Source organism: Xanthomonas codiaei (genome assembly GCF_002939785.1).
GTDB lineage: Bacteria > Pseudomonadota > Gammaproteobacteria > Xanthomonadales > Xanthomonadaceae > Xanthomonas > Xanthomonas codiaei.
This window is the reverse complement of the sequence record NZ_MDEC01000009.1, coordinates 141,066-163,801: the sequence shown is the minus strand read 5'-3', so window position 1 is coordinate 163,801 and position 22,736 is coordinate 141,066. Positions and strand designations below refer to the sequence as shown.

Here is a 22,736-nt window from a genome sequence, read left to right as displayed (position 1 = left end):
GCTCAGCGATGCTCGGCTTCGGTCGTGAAGCTCTCGCCGCAACCGCACTCGGCCGTCGCATTGGGGTTGCTGAAGGTGAAGGTCTCGCTCAGGCCGTGCTTGCCGAAGTCGATGCAGGTGCCATCCACCAGCGGCAGGCTGACCGGGTCGACGAAGATCTGCACCCCGTCCTGCTCGAACACCGCATCGTCGTCGCGCTGCTCGCGCGCCAGGTCGGTGACATGCCCCCAGCCGGAGCACCCGGTCTTGGTCACGCCAAAGCGCAGGCCCAGCGCACCCGGGGTCTGCTGCACGAAACGCTGCACGCGCTCCAGCGCGGCGGGGGTGAGACTGACGGCCATGAGGGCACTCCAAAACAGTGGTGACAAGTATAGCGAGACCGCGACAACCAGGCGGGGACGCTGAACGGCGATGCCTGCAACAGATGGGGGCGGTGTGCGCCTGCGACAAGCGCAGCCGCCGGCACGCCGTTCAGACGCTCGCGCCAGCGCGGCCGCAGCCAGTAAACTCGCCGATCATTCAAGATCGCAACGGCGGGGAATAGTCATGACGGTGGTCAGCGTTGAACATGCGCTTGCGGGCAAGCTGCCCGAAGGCGGCGAAGTCACGGTACGGGGGTGGGTGCGCACGCTGCGCGGATCTGCCGGACTGGCCTTCATCAACGTGACCGACGGTTCCTGCTTCGCGCCGATCCAGGTGGTGGCCAACGACAGCCTGCCCAATTTCGACGAGATCAAGCGGCTGACCAGCGGTTGCTCGCTGATCGCCAAGGGCGTGCTGGTGAAGTCGCAGGGCAAGGGCCAGTCGTTCGAGATCCAGGCCAGCGGCGTGGAGATCGTCGGCTGGGTCGAAGACCCGCTGACCTACCCGATCCAGCCCAAGCCGATGAAGCCGGAGTTCCTGCGCGAAGTGGCGCACCTGCGCCCGCGCACCAACCTGTTCGGTGCGGTCACCCGTATCCGCAACTGCCTGGCGCAGGCGGTACATCGCTTCTTCCACCAGAACGGCTTCAACTGGATCAGCACGCCGATCATCACCACCTCCGATGCCGAAGGCGCCGGGCAGATGTTCCGCGTCTCCACGCTGGACATGGTCAACCTGCCGCGCGACGCCAAGGGCAATGTGGACTTCAGCCGCGACTTCTTCGGCAAGGAAACCTTTCTCACCGTCTCCGGCCAGCTCAACGTGGAGGCGTACTGCCTGGCGCTGAGCAAGGTCTATACCTTCGGGCCGACCTTCCGTGCCGAGAACAGCCACACCACCCGCCATCTGGCCGAGTTCTGGATGATCGAGCCGGAGATCGCCTTCGCCGACCTGGCCGAAGACGCGCGCCTGGCCGAGCAGTTCCTCAAGTACCTGTTCCGTGCGGTGCTGGACGAACGTGGCGACGATCTGGCGTTCCTGGCCGAGCGCGTGGACAAGAACGCGATCAGCAAGCTGGAGGCCTTCATCAATGCGCCGTTCGAGCAGATCGACTACACCGAGGCGGTGAAGCTGCTGCAGAACTCGGGCAAGAAGTTCGACTTCCCGGTCGAATGGGGCCTGGACCTGCAGACCGAGCATGAACGCTGGCTCACCGAAGAACACATCGGCCGCCCGGTGGTGGTGACCAACTACCCCGAGCACATCAAGGCCTTCTACATGCGCCTGAACGACGACGGCAAGACCGTCGCGGCGATGGACGTGCTGGCGCCGGGCATCGGCGAGATCATCGGCGGCAGCCAGCGCGAAGAGCGCCTGGACGTGCTGGACGCGCGCATGGCGCAGTTCGGGCTGGATAAGGAGCACTACGGCTGGTACCGCGATTTCCGCCGCTACGGCTCGGTGCCGCATGCCGGCTTCGGCTTAGGGTTCGAACGCCTGGTGGTCTACGTATGCGGGCTGAGCAACATCCGCGATGCCATCCCCTACCCGCGCGCGCCTGGCAGCGCCGAGTTCTGAGGTGGGCAACGCGGCGGCCACGGTCACGATGCACCGCCCTGCGGGGCCGGAGGAATACGCATTGGTGCGCGACTCCGGCTTTCGGCGCTGGCCGCCACCGCTGCCGGAGCAACCGCTGGTCTATCCGGTGACCAATCAGCGCTACGCCGAGGAGATCGCGTCGCGCTGGAACGTCAAGCACAGCGGGGTTGGCCATGTTGCGCAGTTCGCAGTTCGTGCAACGTTCGTCGAACCCTGCGCCGTTCAAGAAGCCGGCGGTGCACACCACACCGAGCGGTGGATTCGGGCCGAAGATCTGAATGCACTGAACGACGATATCGTCGGTCTCGTTGACATCATCGGCCGGTTCGATGCGCCGCCCACGGAGCACGATGCATGATTCTGTTCTTCGCGCTTTGTTTCGTCGGCGTCGCCGTCGCCGGCCTGACCGCGCTGCTGATCTTCTGGCCGCTGACCCTGGTACACCTGCGCGACCGCCACCCGGACGCGCTGGACAGTTTCGGCGACCCGGCCTTCATCAGTCCCGTGGCGTTGCGCTGGTTGCTGGCGCGTCGTTACCGCAGTTTCCGCGACAGTGCGCTGTCCGGCCTGGCCACGCCCGCCTGGCTCTCGCTGCTGACCATCTTTTTCGGCCTGGGCATGGCGGCCCTGCTCGGCCTGCTTTCCAAGGTTCTGACATGACTCACGCTGCACCCGATACCGAACTCGATCGCGACCAGTGGTGGCTGGCCAGCATCGGCCGCACCCTGATCTGGGCACGCCTGCGCATCAAGGCCGCCGGCACCGCCGAAGTGCTGGACAGCGATGGCAAGACGCTGGCCTACGACAGCGAAGACAGCGCGCGCGCCGCACTGTTCGACGCCGAATTCGTCGCGCTGGACGGGCTGGACGAAGAAGACGCGTTGATCCGCGGATTTTCGCTGCACGAGATTTCGCCGCCGCAGGGCACCGACGATGCCGATCTGCGCGAACGCATGGTGATCAGCATGGGCGGCCGCGCCTGAGATGTACGCACCGCGCGCCTTCGCACAGACCGATCTGGCGCTGCTGGACAAGCTGCTGGCGCACGACCCGTTCGTGACCCTGGTCAGTCCGGGCAACGACGGCGTGCCGGCCATTTCGCACCTGCCGGTGCTGTACCGGCGCGACGAACAGGCAATCCTTATCGAGGGGCACTGGGCACGCCCCAACCCGCAGGCCCGCGCCCCTGGCGATGCGGTGATCGTGGTGCACGGGCCGCATGCCTATGTGTCGCCCACCTGGTATCCGGACAAGGAAGCCGCCGCGCGCGTGCCGACCTGGAATTACGCGGTTGCACATCTGCACGGCCACTGCAGCCGGGTGGACGACGAGCAGGCGCTGGGCGATCTGATCGGTCGCATGAGTCGGCACTTCGAGCAGCGTGTCGGCAGCGACTGGCAGTTCGAGATGGAGCGCGACAGCCATCGCCGCCAGTTGCGCGGCCTCGTGGGCTTTCGCTTCGTGCCCAGCCGCGTCGAACTCACCTTCAAGCTGAGCCAGAACCATCCGGCCGCCAATCAGCGCAGCGTCAGCCAGTTCCTTGCGCAGCGACCCGACCAAGCCTCGCACGCGATCGCCGCATTGATGCAGGCGGCCATGGACGCCGATACGACGCGCTGAAACGGCCGCAGCCGCTCACGCGAAAGGCTGATCGCCACAGGATGGGAGGCGTCGGCCACGGTGTTGGCCGACGCCGGAACCGACCTGCGCCCAGGTCATTACATCGCGCTGGGCCTGCGCCAGGCGGTGCCCTCGCCCTTCGTTTCGCTCATAGCATGATCAGCAGATGCGGGCCGTACAACTCGTCGTCGCGCCAGCTCTGCTCATCCATGCCCGCTTCGTGCGGCGCGAGTCGATACCGCGCTGGATCGACTCCCAGATTGCGACGTGCGGCCAAGGCATCTGCCCTGGCCCACGGTTTGTAGTGGTTGGGAGAGATAAAAAAGCGGGTATTGAGATAGTCGAAGATCAGTCGAACATTGCTACAGCCCTCCAGCATCACCGTGTATTCCACATACCCGGTCAGCACATCGCTCGTGCCCGAACGTTCCCGCTGCCGGTTCTGGACGTATGCCTTGCCACGCTCCAGTATGTAGTCGTGATAAAGCCTGGCCCGCCCCGTCGGCGATGCTGGATAGTCGAGAACCGGAAGATAGCGGCGACCCCGGTCGTCGTTCTGGTGCACGTCGCGCATGGACCCGTGCACATTCTCGCCGTGCTTGGATTCAGGCACTGCATCGTAGACGCCTGTGCCACGAAAGATGCTGGTGACCAGCGTCCGCACCGGTTCCGCCACGTCGGTCGCCGGCACCTGGTAGATCGGCCGCGCAACCGGCATGCCGGAAAGCGGCTGCAGCAGCGTGCCAGCCCGATCACGCGCAAGCACCCGCTCCAGCGATTGAATGAACTCCAGATTGCCACCTTGCCCGGTGGCAGTGGCATTGTCGGACATGCTCATATTGTTCTCCTTGATGCGCAACGACACATGCCGCCGTTGCGCCTTGATGGATATAGCAACGGGCAACCTAGTTCAGCGCGCGAATGGTGTCTGCGATACCCGTGTCGCCGGTGTAGTCCTTGGACTGGACATAGTCGATGTAGTCCTGCAACTGCAACGGCAGCAATGGCGGAGCAGCGTGTGTGGTGCCTTTGAATTTCGTGCTCTTGAACCTGAGCGTGTGCTCATACATGTTCATCAACACACGATACGGCTCCAGTTCGACGCGCTCCCCAGCGATGGCTCTCTGCATCGCGCCTTCAATCAGCTTGGAACGCGCCGCCTCGCAAATCAGGCACACGACGACACTCAAGCGTTGATTCATGTCGGTACCGCCCTCGCCGCCCTTGGAGAGCGCGGCGACCAAATCGGCGTAGGAGACGCCAGGAAATTTGCCAACGTGCCGGTAGCTCTTGAGGTCGTACCTGCTGCCACCGATTTCGTAGGCGGTCAATTCGAAGTTCGGGGACTTCAAGAAGTAACGCGAGACTTTCTTGCTGTCGTTTTCATCCACGTAGACCACCTCGACAGAGTCCTGGTGGTCGTTGTCATGCCGCACAGCTGTCAGTGCATCGGCATAGCCCTTTTCATCAAGCCGCAAGTTAATGCTCATGGATTTATCCTCTATTGAATGATGTTGCGTCGCTGGGCGCGCCCTCTGCGCGTCTGGACGCACCACCAGTGTGCGAATGGCGACCATCCTTCGGTATCGGTCAGGAACCCAGATCCAAGGGTGCATGCGCGGACCTGCCGCCGGGAGAACGCTCAACACTGCAAGTGGAGCGGCTCCGGCGCCAGCTTTGGACAAAGCGCAAGCCGGTGACTGCTCGCGGCGACGACGAGGCGCTGCGATAAAAGTTGACGCAACACTCTCACTGTCGCAACAGGATTGGCGCCACCGAAAGGTTCCTGCAGGCGCTCGCAAACCGCATCGTTGAGCATCGCGTGACCGGAACGGAAAATCCATCGATCACTCTCGGCGTAGCGAAGCACCCGCTCTCGCGATGACATCGCAGCCATGCGCCGAATACTGTGTGACTGGCACCCGTCTTTGCAAAAGACTGGGCAACTCAGCCAGCTTGGCACGACCGCTGCGGCACGAATGCTTCCGATAGCTCGCCATCACCGCCGGATACAGGGTCCAGTGGAGAAAGCCCTTGTGCGATTGCATAACGGGTGAGCTGGGCGATGCTTTGGATATTGAGCTTCAACATGCAGTTTTCGCGATGCGTCGCCACCGTTTTCACGCTCAAGTGCAGGCGCGTAGCGATCTGCCTGGTGGACAGACCCTCGGAGTAGAGCTGCACGATTTCGCGCTCACGCGAGGTCAGCCGGGTATACGCGGAGTCGTCTTTGGCGGCTCGACGCAATCCTGCGATCAGCGAACGCGACATCTGAGGACTGATATAGATCTGATCTTGACCAACGAGTTGAATTGCACGCAACAATTCGGCGAAGGTGCTGGTTCGCGCCAGATAGGCTTTTGCGCCTGCCTCGAAGACTGCGCTGGCACGCATGCAGGCATCAGATGGAGCAATGCAGATTGCCCGGCTATTGGGACTACGTTGAATCAAACGTCGCGTCAGATCTATGCCATTGAGGCCGGGGAGCAGGACATCCACCAGGACGATATCCGGCTGCTCTCTGGCAGCGATCTGAAGACACGCCAGCCCGTCTTCGGCGCGCCCTACCACTTCGAAATTCGGAACCTTTTGCAGCAAAGCGACCATACCCTCCACGAGGATGGTGCGATCAGCAGCGACGACGATACGTGTCTTCATCATTCCCTCGGTTGCACGAATGGGGACCGCACTGTGCAGCGGCTTTCGAGCGGCGCGCTGCAGCGAATCGATAGATGCTCGGCAGGAGCACTTGAGCGAGCTTGTCATACGCTCACCTCGGAACCATCGGTCCTGGACTGATTTGGAAACCGTCAACTGCTGGTTTTGAAGACGGTGTAGATGTCGGTGTGACGCAACGACGGGTACGTTTGCGTAAGGTGTGTTAACACGTTGAAGCGCAGCCGAAGCGAACTGTGCCGCTCCACACCAACACATATCCCACCTGATCCTCGGCACGCTGCGCCAGACATCGTTTCTGCATAAGGTTGTAGATAAATCCAACTCGGCTCTCGCTGCAGCGCACCCGCCAAAGATCACGAATCGCCGGACATCATCTGCCTGGCGAGGCCGGCCAGTTGCTGACGCACTTGATCCAAACGCGGATCCGCTTCCATCTCACGCTGCAGGTCCAGCAGACCTGCAGCAAGCTCGCCGCGCGCGCGGATGCCTTCGGACTCGACCGATGCGCGCTGCGACTGGATCGCGGCAGCGGTATGCTGGCTGGAATCGCCGCGTACGGCAGTTTCCATGACTTCGACCATGCGCTGCAGCAGGCGATAGACGGCACTTGCCGAAAATCCGCCCATCATCGCCAAAGCGGGTTTTCCGAACGCGCCCAGGCTAGTTTCGGCAAACAGATCCTCCGGCAGCAACTCCACCAAAATCAGGCCGGCGATGAGGCCCAGGATCATGCGCGCGGCATAGGAAGAATCGAATCGCGGATCGTACGTCGCGTCGGCGACGTAACGATGGGCCTGAAACAGCGCAGAAAACGCTGCACCAAGCCCGGCACAGGCTAGGATGAACATCACATTCCAGGCCAGCGTGCTGCCCGAGGAATCGAGAAACCCGAGCGCGATGTTCTGCTCGTTGACCGAGCTAGACATCGCCAGTCCGACCACTGTGGCAAGACAGCCGACCGAGCTCAAGGTCAAGGTGCGGATCAGCGGAATTGGGCCGAGCCAGCGCAAAAGACCACCGCGCAACCGCTCCCGCTCGATCAGCACCACCGCTTGCGGAGTTGCCGGTTGGATCGCGCGAACCAGCTGTCGGTGCAGACCGGCCAGTTCGCGCGCGCCGGCTTCGCCATGCAGGGAGGCGCCAGGCATCACCCGTAGTTCCGCCAACCGGCCAGGCAGATCGGGGGACATAGCCAACCCCTGCTTTAGCGCATACGACACCATGGCCCGACATTCGAGCTCCAGTTGTTCAAGCACGCTGGAGAACACCGGACCGGTGAATCCTGCCGGCGAGACGGATTGGGCCACTGCGCGTCGCCGCAGGCCGACGCGCATCCTGGTTCGCTTCCACATAGGTGATTCCCGAGGTGCAGGCGCGCCCCTAAGCCAACATCAGGGCATCCGCTCGAACAGTGTCGTATCGCGCTGACCTTTCACAATAAGAGCAAGCTCTGCACTGCCATCGTCGCGGATCCGCAGACTGGCCTGCCCATCGCTGAGCTGGCGGCAGTAGCCTCTATCGTTGGCTCCGACCCAGGCGTTCAACATGCCTGCTGCACGCCCGGCATAGCGCAATTCCACCTGACAGTCGCGGGGGGCGCCATAGCGCAGGCGACCGAGCACGTCTCCCGGGCGGATTGTGGTCGCCACGATCTCCAGCTGGGCGGAAATCAGGCCCGCCCCGCGCCAGCGCCCGGCTTCGGCCAAACCTGCACTGCTCTGGTCCAAGGCAACGACCAACGGCGAATCGCGGCCAAGCAGCGTGAGTTGCATGCCGGACTTCGCACCTTCCGTCACCTCAAGCTGGGCGCGGCCACCAGCTAGCGCATCGCAAAACCTGCCGCCATTGCGCGACAGCAGCGCGTAACCGTCCGGCTGCGCCCTTAGCTCCAGCGCACAATTGAACGGAGGTCCAAACCGCACGTCCGCCGTTTGGATGCCGTCAGCTTCCACCGCGCGCCCGCTCAGGCGGACATAAACCGGGCCGGCACCGCCGCTGGCGGACAGGATTCCGCGCCAGTCACCCGTCGGAATGCTGCCAGCCGGAGCGGCCTGTACTGCGGTCAACGAAAGACACAAGGCCAGGGCTGAGGCGATGCGGAGAACGTGAGGCTGATGATGAGGTTGGCCAGACATGAGAAAGCTCCGATAAGAAGTTGGACAGGATGGAAAGATCGATCAAGCTTCTGCTCAGCACACCGGCTGCAGCAATCACCAGAACGGCAACCAGGTAGATAATGAAGATGGATCGCCGCCGGCGCCAAGACCGCCGGCGGAGATCCGCATGCAGGGTCGCCACATCGGTTCCTAGCCGCTCGGCGAGCGCGCGGGCATCGGCGTCTGACAGCAGCAACCTCACGGCAACACTCCGGGATCGGAAGGTGGCTCGTCCACGAACGGATGAAGCGTCCATTCCTTCAACGCGATGCCATCGAACCAAAGCACGCCACGCGGACATGCGCTGCCCTGATAGCCGATTTTCAGCGTGTGGCTTGACGTACGGCTGCGTGGCGGCGCAATACGCAACGCCAGTCCGGGAGCACCGTCGCTCTGCGTGACCGCCTCTATCTGCACGTCCAGCATCAACGAAAACTCGCTGATTTGCGATAGCCGCAGCGCGCGCAACTGGCAGACCGGAATGGACAGCACGGTCTCCATTTTGCCATGGGCCGTTTCTTCATCATCCACGCAGCGAACCTGCATGCCGCAGGCGGCCACTGCAGCATGCACCAGTGCGGCGTGGCGCTGGCGGCATCGCTGTTGCGCTCGTAGGACGGTCTGGTCGAGCAACTCCACGAAGGCGTCCAAGGAATAGTTCGCCTGTGCCATCTACGACTCCGTCAGCCAGATCGGCTTGCGCTTGAACCCAACGTGGTAGCACAACCATTGCAGCACCACCTGATGCTCGCCCAGCTGCAGGATATTGAAGCTCTTCTCGATCCCGAGAATCGCTCCCTTGGGCGCTTCGCTGAGGCAGCGATTGAGCAGTTGCTGCGCGGCATCGACCTGCTCGGCGGTCTGCATCTTTGCCGGGTTGTCGCTGCCGACGACGATGCGCTTGATATAGCTCACTTCTGATAAATCGATCATCGGCAACGACTCGGGTGATAGAAAGGACAGGACTCAGCAGCGACGCTTACGGCACCTGCACAGGCGCTGAGACTTTGCGTGGCGCTGCGGCGGTCTGCAGGATGTCGAGCACGCGCGACAGCCCTTCGGGGGTGCCGCGATCTTCGGCGTGCAATGCGACGTGATACTTGGCCGAGTTATCCGAAGATCGCGTGTTTTCCTTGTGGCTGGACACCGATCCCTGCACGTTGACCTTGGCCTTGAACACGCCCCAGCCGACGCTTGCCTCCAGATCCACCTTGAGGCTCTTGTCTTCGGCTTCCTTTTCCGAGAAAGAGGATTTGACTTCCATATCGAAGGTCACGTCCACGGTCTGGATGCTCAGATTGGGAACATTGACCAAGGTCAGTAGCGGCACCACGATCTCCACTTCCTCCTCGGCCATCCCGGTACCGCTGGGGTCTTCGACCGGGCGTTTGAACTTGAACTGCGCAGTCCGTGTGCCGCCGTTTCCGTTGGGATCGGCAGCAGGGTCGGTCGGCGGCAGGAAACCGATGACCTTGATGAAGTCGGCGGTGGCGCGGGCCAGCATGACCTGCGCATCGCAGGCTGCACGCAACGGGGCGCCGATCAGGTCCGCCATCGGCAGGCCCTTGAATTGGTCGGACATATTGACAATATCGCTCATGGTGCTCTCCTGAAGAGTGATGTTTCATAAGAATCGATGACGGCGGGAGTCAGTCTCCCTTGACCGTCTTGAACACGCCTTGCGACTGCGCAAGGCGATTGATGAGACGTGCCACGCCTTCGGTCGGCTCGCTGCCTTCCACGCGCAACACGACATGCACCGCACTGTGCCGCGCACTTTTTGCGTTGGAGCCGAGGTCGATGCCGATCTGGCCGGGCAGCGCCGGCGGCTTGGGATGCCAGTCCTCGACGGCGGCGGCTGGAACCGCCAGCGACGCCGGCAACGCTGCTTCGTCCAGTTCGCTGAGCTCGCCGAGTTGCGCATCGAAGCTGATCTCGACGTCCTTGATACGCAGGACGTTGGACGACACCAGCGGCAACAGCGGTGCGCGATACAGGTCTTCGTCGTTCTCACCCGCTTCCGGATGCTGCGACGGCAAGCGGATCAGAACGCTTCTGGGACGGTTGTCCTCGTCGAAGAACGCGCCCAGATTGGCCATCTGGTGCTGTTCGATCCGGTCCTGGGCGTCGATGACCGCCCCGGCCAGCGCTTCGATCAGATCATTGAGAGAGATTTGCGCCATGTTGGGCTCGTTGGTCGGAGATGTCGCTGGGCCGGTGCCGGCTCAGACCGCCTCGGGAAAGCTATCCACGCATGCCAGCCATCCCTTGAGAAACTTGCCAAGCGCAGGTCGCGCGGCGACCAGTCGCTGGTAGTAGTCCTTGCGGCCGGCCCTGTAGCGTGCATAGAGGTCTTGCTGGTTGCTGGATGCCAGTGCGGCGAAAGTCGCCGGTCCCATCCGCCCGTCCGCCACCAGCGAGCCGCCGGTCTGCGCGTTGAGCACGGTCTGCAGCAGCTTGATCGCGTTGCCGCCGGCGTTGACATAGAAGTCGAACAGGATGTTGGCCAACGGCTGCAGTGCGATCTGGTCGGCGCGCAGCCGGTCCCAGTACTGCGCCTTGTAAATCACCCCGGCCTGGGCATCCGTCAAGGCACGCAGGTTCGCCAGGCTTGGCTCCACGCCCAGCAGGTTCTGGGCGCAGGCCTTGAAGGTCAGCAGCGTGATGCCTTTGTTGGTGGCCCCACCCGGATCGGCGGGATCGTTGACGAAGCCGCCTTCGTGCTTGAGCAGGGTTGGGAAAAACACGTTGAAGTCAGCCATCGGCGCCACCTGTCGAATTGATCGGTGGCGCCAGTTTCCGCATCGGTGCAACAGCCGGACATCGGCCATTCGCCGATACTACGTTGCCTGAAAGCTGATTCATCCCGGGCCCCGGCAGGGGGCCACCACGACCGCGTTTTCTGGAATACTGACCCCATGAACGAGCTCAACCATCTGCTAGACAACAACCGTGCCTGGTCCGAGCGTATCCGCCGCGAGGACCCGGAATTTTTCTCCAAGCTGTCCACCCAGCAAACGCCCGAATACCTGTGGATCGGCTGCTCGGATTCGCGCGTGCCGGCCAACCAGATCATCGACATGGCGCCGGGCGAGGTATTCGTCCATCGCAACATCGCCAACGTGGTGGTGCATACCGATTTGAACTGCCTGTCGGTGATCCAGTTCGCGGTCGACGTGCTCAAGGTCAAGCACATCCTGGTGGTGGGCCACTACGGTTGCGGTGGCGTGTTCGCCAGCCTCACCCAGAAGCGCATGGGGCTGGTGGACAACTGGATCCGTCACGTCACCGATGTGGCCGACAAGCACGAGGCCTGCCTGCACGATGCGGGTGATCTGCCGGTGCAGCACGCGCGCCTGTGCGAGCTCAACGTGCTGGAACAGGTGGTCAATGTGTGCCGTACCACCATCGTGCGCGATGCCTGGGACCGTGGGCAGGCGTTGTGCGTGCACGGCTGGGTGTACAGCCTGCGCGACGGGCATGCGCACGACCTGGGCATGTCGATCGATCGCCCGGAGCTGTTGCAGGAACGTTACGACGCGGCGCTGGCGCAGATCCAGGCCGACCACGCCGAACGCTGAGTCGTCGCCCATACGTGAGCCACCGCGGTGCCCATCGGCGCCGCCGGTTGGCTATGCTGGCCTTCTTTGTCGAGAAATGCCGATGCTGATCCCGCCGATCAATCTGCACGCCTGGATCGAGCAACACCGCCACCTGCTCAAGCCGCCGGTGGGCAACAAGTGCATCCAGCAGGATGGCTTCATCATCATGATCGTCGGTGGGCCGAATGCGCGCACCGACTATCACTACGACGAAGGCCCGGAGTGGTTCTTCCAGCTCGAAGGCGAGATGGTGCTGAAGGTGCAGGACGAAGGCGTGGCGCGCGATATCCCGATCCGCGCCGGCGAGATCTTCCTGCTGCCGCCGAAAGTGCCACATTCGCCACAGCGCGCCGCCGGCTCGGTGGGTTTGGTGATGGAGCGCGAGCGCCTGCCGCACGAGCACGATGGGCTGCAATGGTATTGCCCGCAGTGCAATCACCAGCTGTACGAAGCGATGTTCCCGCTGCGCAATATCGAAACCGACTTTCCGCCGGTGTTCGACCATTTCTATCGCTCGCTCGCGCTGCGTACCTGTACGCGATGCGGGCACGTGCATCCTGCGCCCGAGCGCTATGCCACCGCCGAACAGGCGGTGGGCAGCGGGGCGTGATCACGGCGGGCACGCGCAGCGCGATGCAGGCGATCGCCCATGCGCAGGTGCGCGCAGTACCCGCACGTGACGGTGTCGTATACCCGACACCCACGCAGCCGTTGTTTCTGTCGTCACCTCGCCCATCGGCACCATGCTGCGCGCACTGATCGACCTCAAGCCGCGCGATGTGCCATTGCGCGTGGCCCTGCGCAACACCGCTGCGGTGGTGTTGCCGCTGGCGGTCGGGGTCGCCACCGGGCATGTCGCCGCCGGGCTGGCGGTGTGCAGCGGCGCGCTCAACACCACGTTCTCCGACCAGCCCGGCCCATACCGCGCGCGCCTGCAGCGCATGCTGATGGCGGCACTGGCGGCGGGCCTGGCGGCCTTGCTGGGCGTGTGGGTCGGGCACCACACGCCGGCGTTGGTACTGGCCGGGCTGCTGCTCGGCCTGGGGGGCGGCCTGCTGGTCGCGCTGGGACCGGTGGCGGCGCGGGTCGGGCTGACCAGCATGATCCTGCTGGTGGTCAGCGCCGACATGCGGCTGCCGGCCGAGCAGGCGCCCGGCGTGGCGGCATTGATCTTCGCCGGCGGCCTGCTGCAGGTGCTGCTGGCGCTGGCGGCCTGGCCGCTGCAGCGCTATCGCCCGGAGCGCTTTGCGCTGGCCGAGCTGATGCGGCAACTGGCCGGCATCGCCCGGCAGCGTCCAGACGCCGGCGCCGCACCGCCGGCCACCCAGGAAGCGCTGGATGCGATGGTGATGCTGCACGGCGAACACCGCTCGCGCGCGATCGCGGTGCAGAGCTTTCGCATCATCGCCGAGCTGTGCGACCGCGTGCGGCTGGAGCTGCTGTCGCTGGCCGATGCCGACACCCGATTGAGCGATTCGCAGGCGCGCCCGGCGATCGAACGCGTGCTGGAACGCAGCGCCATCGTGCTGGAGCAACTGGCGCATGCGATGACGGCGGGCGAAGACCCGAAGGCGGCCGCTGCATCGATGACCGGCTTCGACGATCTGGTCGCCGCGCTGGCGCAGTTCCAGCACGATAACGCCGACACCCGCGAGCGCCGCCTGGTGCGCGTGGCGGTGGCCCGCGCGCAGGGCCTGGGTGGGCAGTTGCGCGCCCTGATCCGCAATGCGCACTGGGCCAGCAGCCGTGGCGACATCCAGGCGCAACTGGCCGAAGCGCGCCTGCCGGCGGCACTGCGGCCAGCGGCCAGGTGGGCGACCCTGCGTGCGAACCTGGATCTGTCCTCGGTGGCGTTCCGCCACGCACTGCGCTGCGGCGTGTGCCTGGCGCTGGCGATCGCCTTCCAACGCTGGCAGCAGATTCCACATGGATTCTGGATCCCGATGACCACCGCCATCGTGCTCAAGCCGGATTTCGGCGGCACCTTCAGCTTCGGCGCGCTGCGCGTGGCCGGCACCTTCGTCGGCCTGCTGCTGGCCACCCTGCTCGCGCATCTGGCGATGGATGGCGCCAGCATCCGCCTGGCCCTGCTAGCGTTGTTCTGCCTGGGCTTCCGCTTGCTGACCCAGGTCAACTACGGCATCGGCGTGGCCTTCCTCACCGGCATGCTGGTGCTGCTGCTGTCCTTCGGGGGCGTCACGCCCGGCGAAGCCGTCGGTGCGCGCCTGCAGGCCACCGTGGCCGGCAGCGCACTCGCGCTGATCGCCTACGCGGCGTGGCCCACGCGCGAACGTCGGCAGATCCGCAGCGCGCTGGCGCAGTTGCTCGACGCCTATCGCGAACATCTGCACAACCTGCTGCTTAGGCGGATGGAGCGCCTGAACGACAGCCGCGCCGCGGCACGCGTGGCGCGGACCAATACGCAGGCCTCGATCGAGCGGCTGCGTGGCGAGCCGCGCAGCCGGCGCAACCTGCAGGAGCTCAAGCTGGCCGAATCGTTGCTGGCCAATGGCAACCGGCTGATCCGCGCCACCTTGCTGCTGGAAGCGGTGTTGCGCGATGGCCACCCCTTGCCCACGCTGGACGCGCTGCCGGCATTTGCCGAACGTGCCGACCAGGCTCTGGCCGAGCTCATTGCCTGCCTGGCCGATGGTGGCACGCCGGCCGCGGCCACCTTGCGCAGCGCCGAGCGCACGCTGTCCGACGCGCTGGCCGCCTTGCCCGAGAGCTCGCCAACCACCGCTGCGCTGGCCGACACCATCGACCGCGTCACCGACAGCATCGGCACGCTCACCCATCTGCTGCGCCCCGTCCGAGCGACCTCGACCGACACGGCGGCAGCGGATGACGGCGTGCATGGAGCCGGCGGGTAAACTGCCGCATCGATTCAGACCACTGCGAGCCCGATGACCACCGACGCACTGTCCCGCTCCCATGCCGCGGCGCTGGATGCCGCCGACCCGCTGCACGCATTGCGCGATGCCTTCGTGTTCCCACAGCATGCCGGTGCCGACCAGACCTATTTCGTCGGCAATTCGCTGGGCCTGCAACCGCGCAAGGCGCGCGCGATGGTGAGCGAGGTGCTCGATCTGTGGGGCGCATTGGCGGTGGAGGGCCACTTCACCGGCCCCACCCAGTGGCTGACCTATCACCAGCTGGTGCGCGACGGGCTGGCGCGCGTGGTCGGCGCGCAGCCTGGCGAGGTGGTGGCGATGAATACCCTCAGCGTCAACCTGCATCTGATGATGGCGAGCTTCTATCGGCCCACTGCCGAGCGCGGTGCGATCCTGATCGAGGCCGGCGCGTTCCCCTCCGACCGCCATGCGGTGGAATCGCAGTTGCGTTTGCACGGGCTGGATCCGGCCACCCATCTGATCGAAGTGCAGGCCGACGAAACTGACGGCACGCTGTCGATGGCCGCCATTGCCCAGGCCATTGCCGTGCATGGCCCGCGGCTGGCGCTGGTGCTGTGGCCCGGCATCCAGTACCGCACCGGCCAGGCCTTCGATCTGGCCGAGATCGTGCGCCTGGCGCATGCGCAGGGCGCCGCGGTGGGATTCGACCTGGCGCATGCGGTGGGCAATCTCCCGCTGACCCTGCACGACGATGGCGCCGACTTTGCGGTGTGGTGCCACTACAAGTATCTCAACGCCGGCCCCGGCGCGGTGGGCGGTTGCTTCGTGCACGAACGGCACTCCAGCAGCGATCTGCCACGCATGGCCGGCTGGTGGGGGCATGAGCAGCCCACGCGGTTCCGCATGGATCCGCAGTTCGTGCCCTCGCCCGGCGCCGAAGGTTGGCAGCTGAGCAACCCGCCGGTGCTGGCACTGGCGCCGCTGCGCGCGTCGCTGGAGTTGTTCGACCAGGCCGGCATGGCCGCGTTGCGCGCCAAGTCCGAACGGCTCACCGGCCATCTGGAACAGCTGATCCACGCGCGGCTGCCGCAGGTGCTGCAGATCGTCACCCCGGCCGAACCGGCGCGGCGCGGCTGCCAGCTGTCGCTGCGGGTGGCCGGCGGGCGCGCGCAGGGGCGCGCACTGTTCGAACATCTGCGTGCGGCCGGCGTGCTTGGCGACTGGCGCGAACCGGACGTGATCCGCATTGCGCCGGTGCCGCTGTACAACCGCTTCAGCGATCTGCACACCTTCGTGGAGCAGGTGGAAGCCTGGGCCGCCGCCTGAGCGCGGCAGGCTGACTGCCGTGCCACCAGGCCGCGCGGCCGGCACGCGGAATCGCCGCGTGCGCACGTACACTCCCAGCCCCGCCCATGGCTGATGCCAGGGCGGCCGCTGTTGCGAGTTGCTGTTTCCCCCTTTTTGCCGGCGCTGCGTCCGGCTGCTGCCGGACATTGCATTGAGCCCAGTCTCCCCTCGCTCCCTGACCCTGATCGGCGCCGGCCTGGCCGGTTGCCTGCTCGCCATCCTGCTGTCGCGCCGCGGCTGGCAGGTCACCGTCTACGAACGCCGCGGCGACCCGCGCATCAAGGGCTACGAATCGGGCCGTTCGATCAACCTGGCACTGGCCGAACGCGGCCGCCATGCGCTGCGCCAGGCCGGTGCCGAAGACGCAGTGATGGCCAAGGCGGTGATGATGCGCGGGCGCATGGTGCACCCGGTCAGCGGGGCACCGCAGCTGCAGCGCTATGGCCGCGACGACAGCGAGGTGATCTGGTCGATCCACCGCGCTGCATTGAACATCGCATTGCTGGACCTGGCCGAACAGGCCGGCGCGCGCGTGCACTTCCATCGCCGCCTGCACACGGTGGACTTCGATGCCGGCTATGCGCGCTTCATCGACGACCGCGACGACCAGCCACACGAGATCCATTTCCAGAGCCTGATCGGCAGCGACGGCGCCGGCTCGGCGCTGCGTGCGGCGATGCAGCGCAAATCGCCGCTGGGCGAGCGCATCGAATTTCTCGATCACTCGTACAAGGAACTGGAAATTCCGCCGCTGCCCGATGGCGGCTTCCGCATCGAACGCAATGCGCTGCACATCTGGCCGCGCGGGCGCTACATGTGCATCGCGCTGCCCAACGATGGTGGCACCTTCACCGTCACCCTGTTCCTGCCCAACGCCGGCGAGCCCAGCTTCGCCACCACCCGCACCGGCGAAGAAGCCCATGCCCTGTTCGCCCGCGATTTTCCCGACGCGCTGCCGCTGATCCCGAAGCTGCAGGAGCACTGGGAGGAACATCCGCCCGGCCTGCTCGGCACCCTGACCCTGGAGCGCTGGCACCTGGACAGCCGCGCACTGCTGATCGGCGATGCCGCGCACGCGATGGTGCCCTTCCACGGCCAGGGCATGAACTGCGCGTTCGAAGACTGCGTGGCGCTGGCCGAGCAGATGGATGCGCACGACGACATCGGCAGCGCGTTCGCCGCGTTCGAAGCGGCGCGCCGTGACGATGCCGCCGCGATCCAGCAGATGGCACTGGAAAACTACCTGGAAATGCGCGACCGCGTCGGCGATGCCGACTTCCTGCTGCAACGCGACCTCGAACAGCAATTGCAGGCGCGCTGGCCCACCCGCTTCGTGCCGCACTACACCATGGTGACCTTTCTGCGCACGCGCTATTCGATCGCGCTGGCGCGCAGCGAGATCCAGCGCCAGATCCTGGTCGAGGCCACGCGCGGGCACAGCGACCTGTCGAAGATCGACTGGGCCGCGCTGGAAGCGGTGGTGCATGCACGCCTGGAGCCGCTGGAGGGCGCGCACTGAGGCCTGCCGCGCCTTGCTGCAATGGCCACATGGAGCGCACGCCTGCACCGCTGTCGCCGACAGTCGCACAGCTGCGCCTCAGCGCACCCGCTCGGCGATGAGGGATACTAGCGGCCACTAGGCGGCGCCTGCACCGCGCGCCGCGGATCTGGATGTCGCCACCGCATGCCCGAGACCTTTCTCTTCTACGACCTGGAAACCTTCGGCCAGGACCCGCGCCGCACCCGCATCGCGCAGTTCGCCGCGGTGCGCACCGATGCGCAGCTGCGCGTGATCGAAGAGCCGATCAGCTTCTTCGTGCAGCCGGCCGACGACCTGCTGCCCTCGCCCTACGCCACCATGGTCACTGGCATCACGCCGCAGCACGCGCTGCGCGAAGGCGTGAACGAGGCCGAAGCGTTCGCGCGGATCGCCGAACAGATGAGCCGCCCGCAGACCTGCACGCTGGGCTACAACTCGATCCGCTTCGACGACGAGTTCGTGCGCTGCGGCCTGTTCCGCAACTTCTACGACCCCTACGAGCGCGAATGGCGCGGCGGCAATTCGCGCTGGGACCTGCTGGACGTGCTGCGCCTGGTGCATGCCTTGCGCCCGGACGGCATCGTCTGGCCGCAACGCGAGGACGGCGCCACCTCGTTCAAGCTCGAACACCTGGCCGATGCCAACGACGTGCGCGAGGGCGATGCGCATGAAGCGCTGTCCGATGTGTACGCCACCATCGGCATGGCGCGCAGATTCCAGCAGCACCAGCCGAAGCTGTGGGACTACGCGCTGCGCCTGCGCGACAAGCGCTTTGCCGCCACGCTGGTGGACGTGATCGCCATGCAGCCGGTGCTGCACATCTCCCAGCGTTATCCGGCCTCGCGCCTGTGCGCGGCGGTCGTGCTGCCGCTGACCCGGCATCCACGCATCGACAGCCGGGTGATCGTGTTCGACCTGGACGGCGACCCGGAGGTGCTGCTGCGGCTGAGCCCGGAGGAGATCGCCGAGCGGCTGTATATCCGCGCTGCCGATCTGCCCGAGGGCGAACAACGCATTGCGCTCAAGGAAGTGCATCTGAACAAGTCGCCGGCGCTGGTGGCTTGGCAGCATCTGCGCGACGCCGATTTCCAGCGCCTGGGCGTGGACCGCGCCGCAGTGCTGGCCAAGGCCGAGCGCCTGCGCGCACTGGGCCCCGCCCTGGCCGAGAAGGTCCGCCAGGTGTACGCCAACGAGCGCGGCGCCGACCCGGCCGGCAACGATGCCGACGCCTCGCTCTACGACGGCTTCCTGGCCGAAGGCGACAAGCGCCTGCTGGCCCAGGTGCGCGCCAGCGCACCGGCCGAGCTGGGCGCGCTGGAAGGGCGCTTCTGCGAGCCGCGCCTGATCGAGCTGCTGTTCCGCTACCGCGCGCGCAACTGGCCGCAGACGCTGTCGATCGCGGAACTGGACCGCTGGAATGCCTACCGCCGCCAGCGCCTGCTCGAAGACCGCGGGCTGGGCGAAGTGACGCTGGCGCAGTACCAGGCGCAGATCGCGGATTTACGGCTTGCTCACCCCGACGATGCTACCAAGCAAGCCCTACTCGACCAGCTCGCCGCCTGGGGTTCGGACCTCCAACGCACGCTATGACCAGCTATTTTTCCGATGCCAGTTTCAAGTTCCTGCGCGCCCTGGCCCGCCACAACGACAAGACCTGGTTCAACGACCACCGGCACCAGTACGAGGCGCATGTGCGCCAGCCGTTCCTGCAGTTGATCACCGACCTGCAGCCGGGCCTGGCGCAGGTCAGCGAGCACTATCGCGCCGACCCCAGGACCCAGGGTGGCTCGCTGTTTCGCATCTACCGCGATGCGCGCTTTTCCAACGACAAATCGCCGTACAAGAACTGGCAGGGTGCGCGCCTGTTCCATGCGCGCCGGCGCGAAGTACCAGCGCCCTCGTTCTACATCCATCTGCAGCCGGGCGAGAGCTTTGTCGGTGCAGGCCTCTGGCATCCGGAACCGGAGACCCAGCGCAAGCTGCGCCAGTTCATCTTCGACAATCCGGGTAGCTGGAAAGCGGCTGCGCACACTCCCAAGCTACGCCGCAAGTTCGCGTTGGACGACAGCGAGAAACTGGTGCGTGCACCGCGTGGCTTTCCCAACGATTTCGAATTCATCGACGACCTCAAGCATCGCAACTGGGCCTACCTGCGCCACCTGGACGACGCCGTCATGACCGGACCACGCCTGCGCCAGACCATCGAAGCGGACCTGGTGATCCTGGCGCCGTTCGTCGATTACCTGTGCGCGGCGCTGGATCTGGAATTCTGATGCGGCCGGCGAGGCGAACAGTCGCTCGCCTGCACCCGCGACGCGCAATCGGCAATGCCCATCGCGCCCGGAGGTGCCGCTACCAATGTCGCGTAGCTCGGCGATCGCCGGGCGAAACGCCTGCAGCCGCCGCCACACCCCGCCGTAGGAGCGCACCCGGGCGCGACCGGGCGTCCTGGATGCCCCCGAATCACCTTCGAGATTTCCCACACGCCAGCATCGGCCCGCTGCGCGCCGACACCTCCCACCTGGCAACGGAGTGCGAACGATGAAGAAACGTTGGTGGTTGTTGCCCTTGGCAGCCGTGATCCTGCTGGCCGGCTACGTGGTGGCCGGGCCATATCTGGCCATCCGCGGCATCAGCCAGGCCATCGCCGAACGCGACGCCGCGCAGCTGGAACGCCATGTGGATTTCCCCAGCCTGCGCGTCAACCTGAAGGCGCAGCTGGACGACTACCTGGTGCGCCAGGCCGGCAGCGGCATGCAATCGAGCCTGCTGGGCGGCTTCGCCCTGCAACTGGCCAGCGGCATCAGCAGCGCCGGCGTGGATACGCTGGTGACGCCGCTGGGCATCGGCGCCCTGCTGCAAGGCCATGGCGTGTGGAATCGCATGACCGGCGATACCGTCAGTGCCGATACCTACGCGCCGCCGGCACCGGCGAGGCCACTGCAGGGCGCGCGCCAACGCTTCGAATCCACCCGCCGTTTCACCGCCACCACCCAGACCGCGACCGGCGCGCCAGTGGTCTTCGTGCTGACCCGCCAGGGCCTGCGCTGGCGGCTGACCGACATCCAGCTGCCGCTAAGCGATGCCAGCTCGCCGCCGGCGCAGTGACGTGGCGCCGCGCCAGGCAGCCAAGCCATGCGGCCGATGGCCGGGTTACGAAAACCGCCAGGCCCGCTCCAGCCACGCGGCCTGCAGCCGTCGCATTGCGGGGCGCAACTGGCGGCGTGCCATCCACGGCAACGGTGTCAGGGCCTGCTGCAGCGTGCCCGGGGTACCTCGGCGGTTCCAGGCGAAGGCCACCTGGTTGCGCAGATCCGGCTCGGGCAGCACCAGCACCAACCCGTCGAAGATAGTACGCAGTTGCGCCAGCGGCCCGGCAATCGGCACATCGTACAGATTGACTGCCAGCACCCCGTCAGGCGTCAGTGCGGCGCGGCACCGCGCGTAGAAGTCGGGAGTGCACAACGCTGGCGGAATACCATCGGCGTCGTAGGCATCCAGCAGCAACAGGTCGTAGCGCCCGGCGCGCCCGCCGATCCACTGCGCGCCATCGCCCAGGCTGATCTCCAGCCGCGCATCGTCGGGCGGCAGCGCGAAGGCATCGCGCAGTGCCAGCACCTGCGCATCGGCCTCCACCGCCTCGATACGCGCATGCCGCAGATAACGGTGGCAGAACTTCAACTGCGCGCCGCCGCCCACACCGATCAGCCCGATGCACGCAGGATGCGGCTGCAGCCACAACGCGGCCAGCATGCTGCGCGTATACGACAGCACCAACCGATGCGGTGCCCAGCGCGCCATGCGGGTCTGCACCGTGTCGTCGCTGAAGGACAGCTCCAGCGTGCGCCAGGTGCGACGTAACGCCACACCCAACGGCGGCGGCGCTTTGCTCATCGGCCCGGCGGATCGTTGGCCACGCCGTGCGGCACGTGCCCGGCCGCCACATGCTGATGCTGCCGCGCGCTGTCGATGTTGTGCTGCGAATCGTCGAAGAAGATGTCCGCACCGAAGGCTTCCAGGAACGGCCCCTTGTGCCGGCCGCCGAGAAACAGCGCTTCGTCCAGCCGCACGCCCCACTCGCGCAGGGTGCGGATCACCCGCTCATGCGCCGGTGCCGAGCGCGCGGTGACCAGCGCGGTACGGATCGGCGAGGCTTCGCCGGGCGGGAACGCCGCCTGCAGCGTATGCAAGGCCGACAGAAAATTACGAAACGGCCCCACCGACAACGGCTCGCGCGCGCGTTCGCGCTCATGCCGCCCGAAGGCTTCCACGCCCTGCTCGCGCGAGATGCGCTCGCTCTCGTCGCCAAAAATCACCGCATCGCCGTCGAAGGCGATGCGCAACTGCGTGGACAGCCGGCTCTCGTCGTTGTCCACAATCGCTGCAGCCGCCTCGGCACGTTCGCCCGGCGCACGCGGCATGATGGTGGCCGCAGCAATGCCGTGCGTCAGCGCACGTCGCACCGACTCGGGGTTGGCCGACAGGAACAGATCGGTCCCGAACGGTTTGACGTACGGCCAGGTCGGCTCGCCGGAAGTGAAGGTGGCGCGCACGATGCCCAGGTTGTAATGCTGGATCGAGTTGAAGATGCGCAGGCCGGTATCGGCCGAATTGCGCGACAGCAGGATCACCTCCACGCGCGGGGTTTCTTCGGGCACGTCGTGGTTGAGCGCCAGCAGTTTGCGCACCACCGGAAACGCCACGCCAGGCTGCAGGATGTCGTCCTCGTGCTCGCGCTGGAACGCCGAATACGCCTCCACCCCGCTGGCCTCGAACAAGGCATGGCCCTCTTCGAGATCGAACAGCGCGCGCGAGGTCACCGCGACGGTCAGGAGTCTGGGGGAGTTGTCGGGCATTGGGGCTGGGATTCGGGATTCGGGACTGGGGATTGGTTTGAAGCGGACACCGCCGCTGCACGTGTCAGGATGATCGCACGTCAACTGCAGACAGCGGGCAGGTGATTGGCCAATCCCGA

General features: G+C 65.6%; 26 protein-coding genes. 13 read left to right on the top strand and 13 right to left on the bottom strand.

The window, feature by feature from the left end; translation table 11 throughout:
- Window positions 1-2: 2 nt before the first annotated feature.
- On the bottom strand, window positions 3-341 hold the full coding sequence (locus tag XcodCFBP4690_RS09070) for a HesB/IscA family protein (protein WP_104540625.1): 339 nt from the start codon (window positions 339-341) through the stop codon (window positions 3-5).
- Between the two features lie 205 nt (window positions 342-546).
- Between XcodCFBP4690_RS09070 and asnS the strand changes: the two genes are divergently transcribed.
- Genes asnS through XcodCFBP4690_RS09045 form a run of 5 tightly spaced genes read left to right on the top strand, consistent with a single transcriptional unit; the run spans window position 547 to window position 3,582 of the window.
- The gene (gene asnS, locus XcodCFBP4690_RS09065) at window positions 547-1,941 is read left to right on the top strand and encodes an asparagine--tRNA ligase (protein ID WP_104540624.1); all 1,395 of its coding nucleotides are present in this window, start codon (window positions 547-549) and stop codon (window positions 1,939-1,941) included.
- Window positions 1,898-2,320: an ADP-ribosylation/crystallin J1 gene (locus XcodCFBP4690_RS09060; RefSeq protein WP_104540623.1), complete on the top strand. Its 423-nt coding sequence runs from the start codon at window positions 1,898-1,900 to the stop codon at window positions 2,318-2,320. Before asnS ends, XcodCFBP4690_RS09060 begins: the two co-directional genes overlap by 44 nt.
- Complete coding sequence (locus XcodCFBP4690_RS09055) at window positions 2,317-2,622, top strand: hypothetical protein (RefSeq protein ID WP_104540622.1); 306 nt, start codon at window positions 2,317-2,319, stop codon at window positions 2,620-2,622. Before XcodCFBP4690_RS09060 ends, XcodCFBP4690_RS09055 begins: the two co-directional genes overlap by 4 nt.
- Complete coding sequence (locus XcodCFBP4690_RS09050) at window positions 2,619-2,945, top strand: hypothetical protein (protein WP_104540621.1); 327 nt, start codon at window positions 2,619-2,621, stop codon at window positions 2,943-2,945. The genes XcodCFBP4690_RS09055 and XcodCFBP4690_RS09050 overlap by 4 nt, the downstream gene beginning before the upstream one ends.
- A gap of 1 nt (window position 2,946) precedes the next feature.
- Complete coding sequence (locus XcodCFBP4690_RS09045; protein ID WP_104540620.1) at window positions 2,947-3,582, top strand: FMN-binding negative transcriptional regulator; 636 nt, start codon at window positions 2,947-2,949, stop codon at window positions 3,580-3,582.
- 148 nt (window positions 3,583-3,730) lie between these two features.
- Here XcodCFBP4690_RS09045 and XcodCFBP4690_RS09040 read toward each other — a convergent pair whose 3' ends face one another.
- From XcodCFBP4690_RS09040 to XcodCFBP4690_RS08990, 10 genes are all read right to left on the bottom strand, one after another.
- Complete coding sequence (locus XcodCFBP4690_RS09040; protein ID WP_104540650.1) at window positions 3,731-4,420, bottom strand: hypothetical protein; 690 nt, start codon at window positions 4,418-4,420, stop codon at window positions 3,731-3,733.
- 67 nt (window positions 4,421-4,487) lie between these two features.
- Entirely contained in the window at window positions 4,488-5,072 is a 585-nt protein-coding gene (locus tag XcodCFBP4690_RS09035) for a hypothetical protein (protein WP_104540619.1), read from the bottom strand.
- Between the two features lie 457 nt (window positions 5,073-5,529).
- A complete protein-coding gene (locus XcodCFBP4690_RS09030; protein WP_341871612.1) occupies window positions 5,530-6,243 on the bottom strand; it encodes a LuxR C-terminal-related transcriptional regulator in 714 nt (237 codons plus the stop codon).
- Between the two features lie 371 nt (window positions 6,244-6,614).
- Window positions 6,615-7,484 carry a hypothetical protein gene (locus tag XcodCFBP4690_RS09025; RefSeq protein WP_104540649.1) on the bottom strand — a complete coding sequence of 290 codons (870 nt, stop codon included), beginning with the start codon at window positions 7,482-7,484 and terminating at the stop codon, window positions 6,615-6,617.
- 168 nt (window positions 7,485-7,652) lie between these two features.
- The gene (locus tag XcodCFBP4690_RS09020) at window positions 7,653-8,396 is read right to left on the bottom strand and encodes a hypothetical protein (RefSeq protein ID WP_104540618.1); all 744 of its coding nucleotides are present in this window, start codon (window positions 8,394-8,396) and stop codon (window positions 7,653-7,655) included.
- 219 nt (window positions 8,397-8,615) lie between these two features.
- A complete protein-coding gene (locus XcodCFBP4690_RS09010; RefSeq protein ID WP_104540617.1) occupies window positions 8,616-9,089 on the bottom strand; it encodes a hypothetical protein in 474 nt (157 codons plus the stop codon).
- Window positions 9,090-9,350 carry a hypothetical protein gene (locus tag XcodCFBP4690_RS09005; RefSeq protein WP_104540616.1) on the bottom strand — a complete coding sequence of 87 codons (261 nt, stop codon included), beginning with the start codon at window positions 9,348-9,350 and terminating at the stop codon, window positions 9,090-9,092.
- A 46-nt stretch (window positions 9,351-9,396) separates the two neighbouring features.
- Window positions 9,397-10,017, bottom strand: coding sequence for a DUF2589 domain-containing protein (locus tag XcodCFBP4690_RS09000; RefSeq protein ID WP_104540615.1), 621 nt, complete (start codon window positions 10,015-10,017; stop codon window positions 9,397-9,399).
- Window positions 10,018-10,066: 49 nt separating this feature from the next.
- A complete protein-coding gene (locus XcodCFBP4690_RS08995; RefSeq protein WP_104540614.1) occupies window positions 10,067-10,600 on the bottom strand; it encodes a DUF2589 domain-containing protein in 534 nt (177 codons plus the stop codon).
- A gap of 42 nt (window positions 10,601-10,642) precedes the next feature.
- Window positions 10,643-11,179, bottom strand: coding sequence for a glycoside hydrolase family 108 protein (locus XcodCFBP4690_RS08990; RefSeq protein WP_104540613.1), 537 nt, complete (start codon window positions 11,177-11,179; stop codon window positions 10,643-10,645).
- Window positions 11,180-11,335: 156 nt separating this feature from the next.
- On the opposite strand from XcodCFBP4690_RS08990, the gene can reads away from it, so the two are divergent.
- From can to XcodCFBP4690_RS08950, 8 genes are all read left to right on the top strand, one after another.
- Window positions 11,336-11,998 (top strand): carbonate dehydratase, encoded by a 663-nt coding sequence (can, locus tag XcodCFBP4690_RS08985; protein WP_029220919.1) that lies wholly within the window; start codon window positions 11,336-11,338, stop codon window positions 11,996-11,998.
- Window positions 11,999-12,080: 82 nt separating this feature from the next.
- Entirely contained in the window at window positions 12,081-12,629 is a 549-nt protein-coding gene (locus tag XcodCFBP4690_RS08980) for a 3-hydroxyanthranilate 3,4-dioxygenase (RefSeq protein ID WP_104540612.1), read from the top strand.
- A 133-nt stretch (window positions 12,630-12,762) separates the two neighbouring features.
- A complete protein-coding gene (locus XcodCFBP4690_RS08975) occupies window positions 12,763-14,892 on the top strand; it encodes an FUSC family protein (RefSeq protein WP_104540611.1) in 2,130 nt (709 codons plus the stop codon).
- Window positions 14,893-14,925: 33 nt separating this feature from the next.
- Complete coding sequence (gene kynU / locus XcodCFBP4690_RS08970; RefSeq protein ID WP_104540610.1) at window positions 14,926-16,200, top strand: kynureninase; 1,275 nt, start codon at window positions 14,926-14,928, stop codon at window positions 16,198-16,200.
- A gap of 172 nt (window positions 16,201-16,372) precedes the next feature.
- On the top strand, window positions 16,373-17,740 hold the full coding sequence (locus XcodCFBP4690_RS08965) for an FAD-dependent oxidoreductase (protein ID WP_104540609.1): 1,368 nt from the start codon (window positions 16,373-16,375) through the stop codon (window positions 17,738-17,740).
- 165 nt (window positions 17,741-17,905) lie between these two features.
- Complete coding sequence (gene sbcB, locus XcodCFBP4690_RS08960; RefSeq protein WP_104540608.1) at window positions 17,906-19,351, top strand: exodeoxyribonuclease I; 1,446 nt, start codon at window positions 17,906-17,908, stop codon at window positions 19,349-19,351.
- Entirely contained in the window at window positions 19,348-20,034 is a 687-nt protein-coding gene (locus XcodCFBP4690_RS08955; RefSeq protein ID WP_104540607.1) for a DUF2461 domain-containing protein, read from the top strand. The genes sbcB and XcodCFBP4690_RS08955 overlap by 4 nt, the downstream gene beginning before the upstream one ends.
- Before the next feature lie 268 nt (window positions 20,035-20,302).
- Complete coding sequence (locus tag XcodCFBP4690_RS08950) at window positions 20,303-20,869, top strand: DUF2939 domain-containing protein (RefSeq protein ID WP_104540606.1); 567 nt, start codon at window positions 20,303-20,305, stop codon at window positions 20,867-20,869.
- 45 nt (window positions 20,870-20,914) lie between these two features.
- On the opposite strand, the gene XcodCFBP4690_RS08945 is transcribed toward XcodCFBP4690_RS08950, so the two are convergent.
- Both XcodCFBP4690_RS08945 and XcodCFBP4690_RS08940 read right to left on the bottom strand, forming a co-directional pair.
- The gene (locus XcodCFBP4690_RS08945) at window positions 20,915-21,655 is read right to left on the bottom strand and encodes a spermine/spermidine synthase domain-containing protein (protein WP_104540605.1); all 741 of its coding nucleotides are present in this window, start codon (window positions 21,653-21,655) and stop codon (window positions 20,915-20,917) included.
- Window positions 21,652-22,617 (bottom strand): 5'-nucleotidase, encoded by a 966-nt coding sequence (locus XcodCFBP4690_RS08940; protein ID WP_104540604.1) that lies wholly within the window; start codon window positions 22,615-22,617, stop codon window positions 21,652-21,654. The genes XcodCFBP4690_RS08945 and XcodCFBP4690_RS08940 overlap by 4 nt, the downstream gene beginning before the upstream one ends.
- Window positions 22,618-22,736 lie beyond the last annotated feature (119 nt).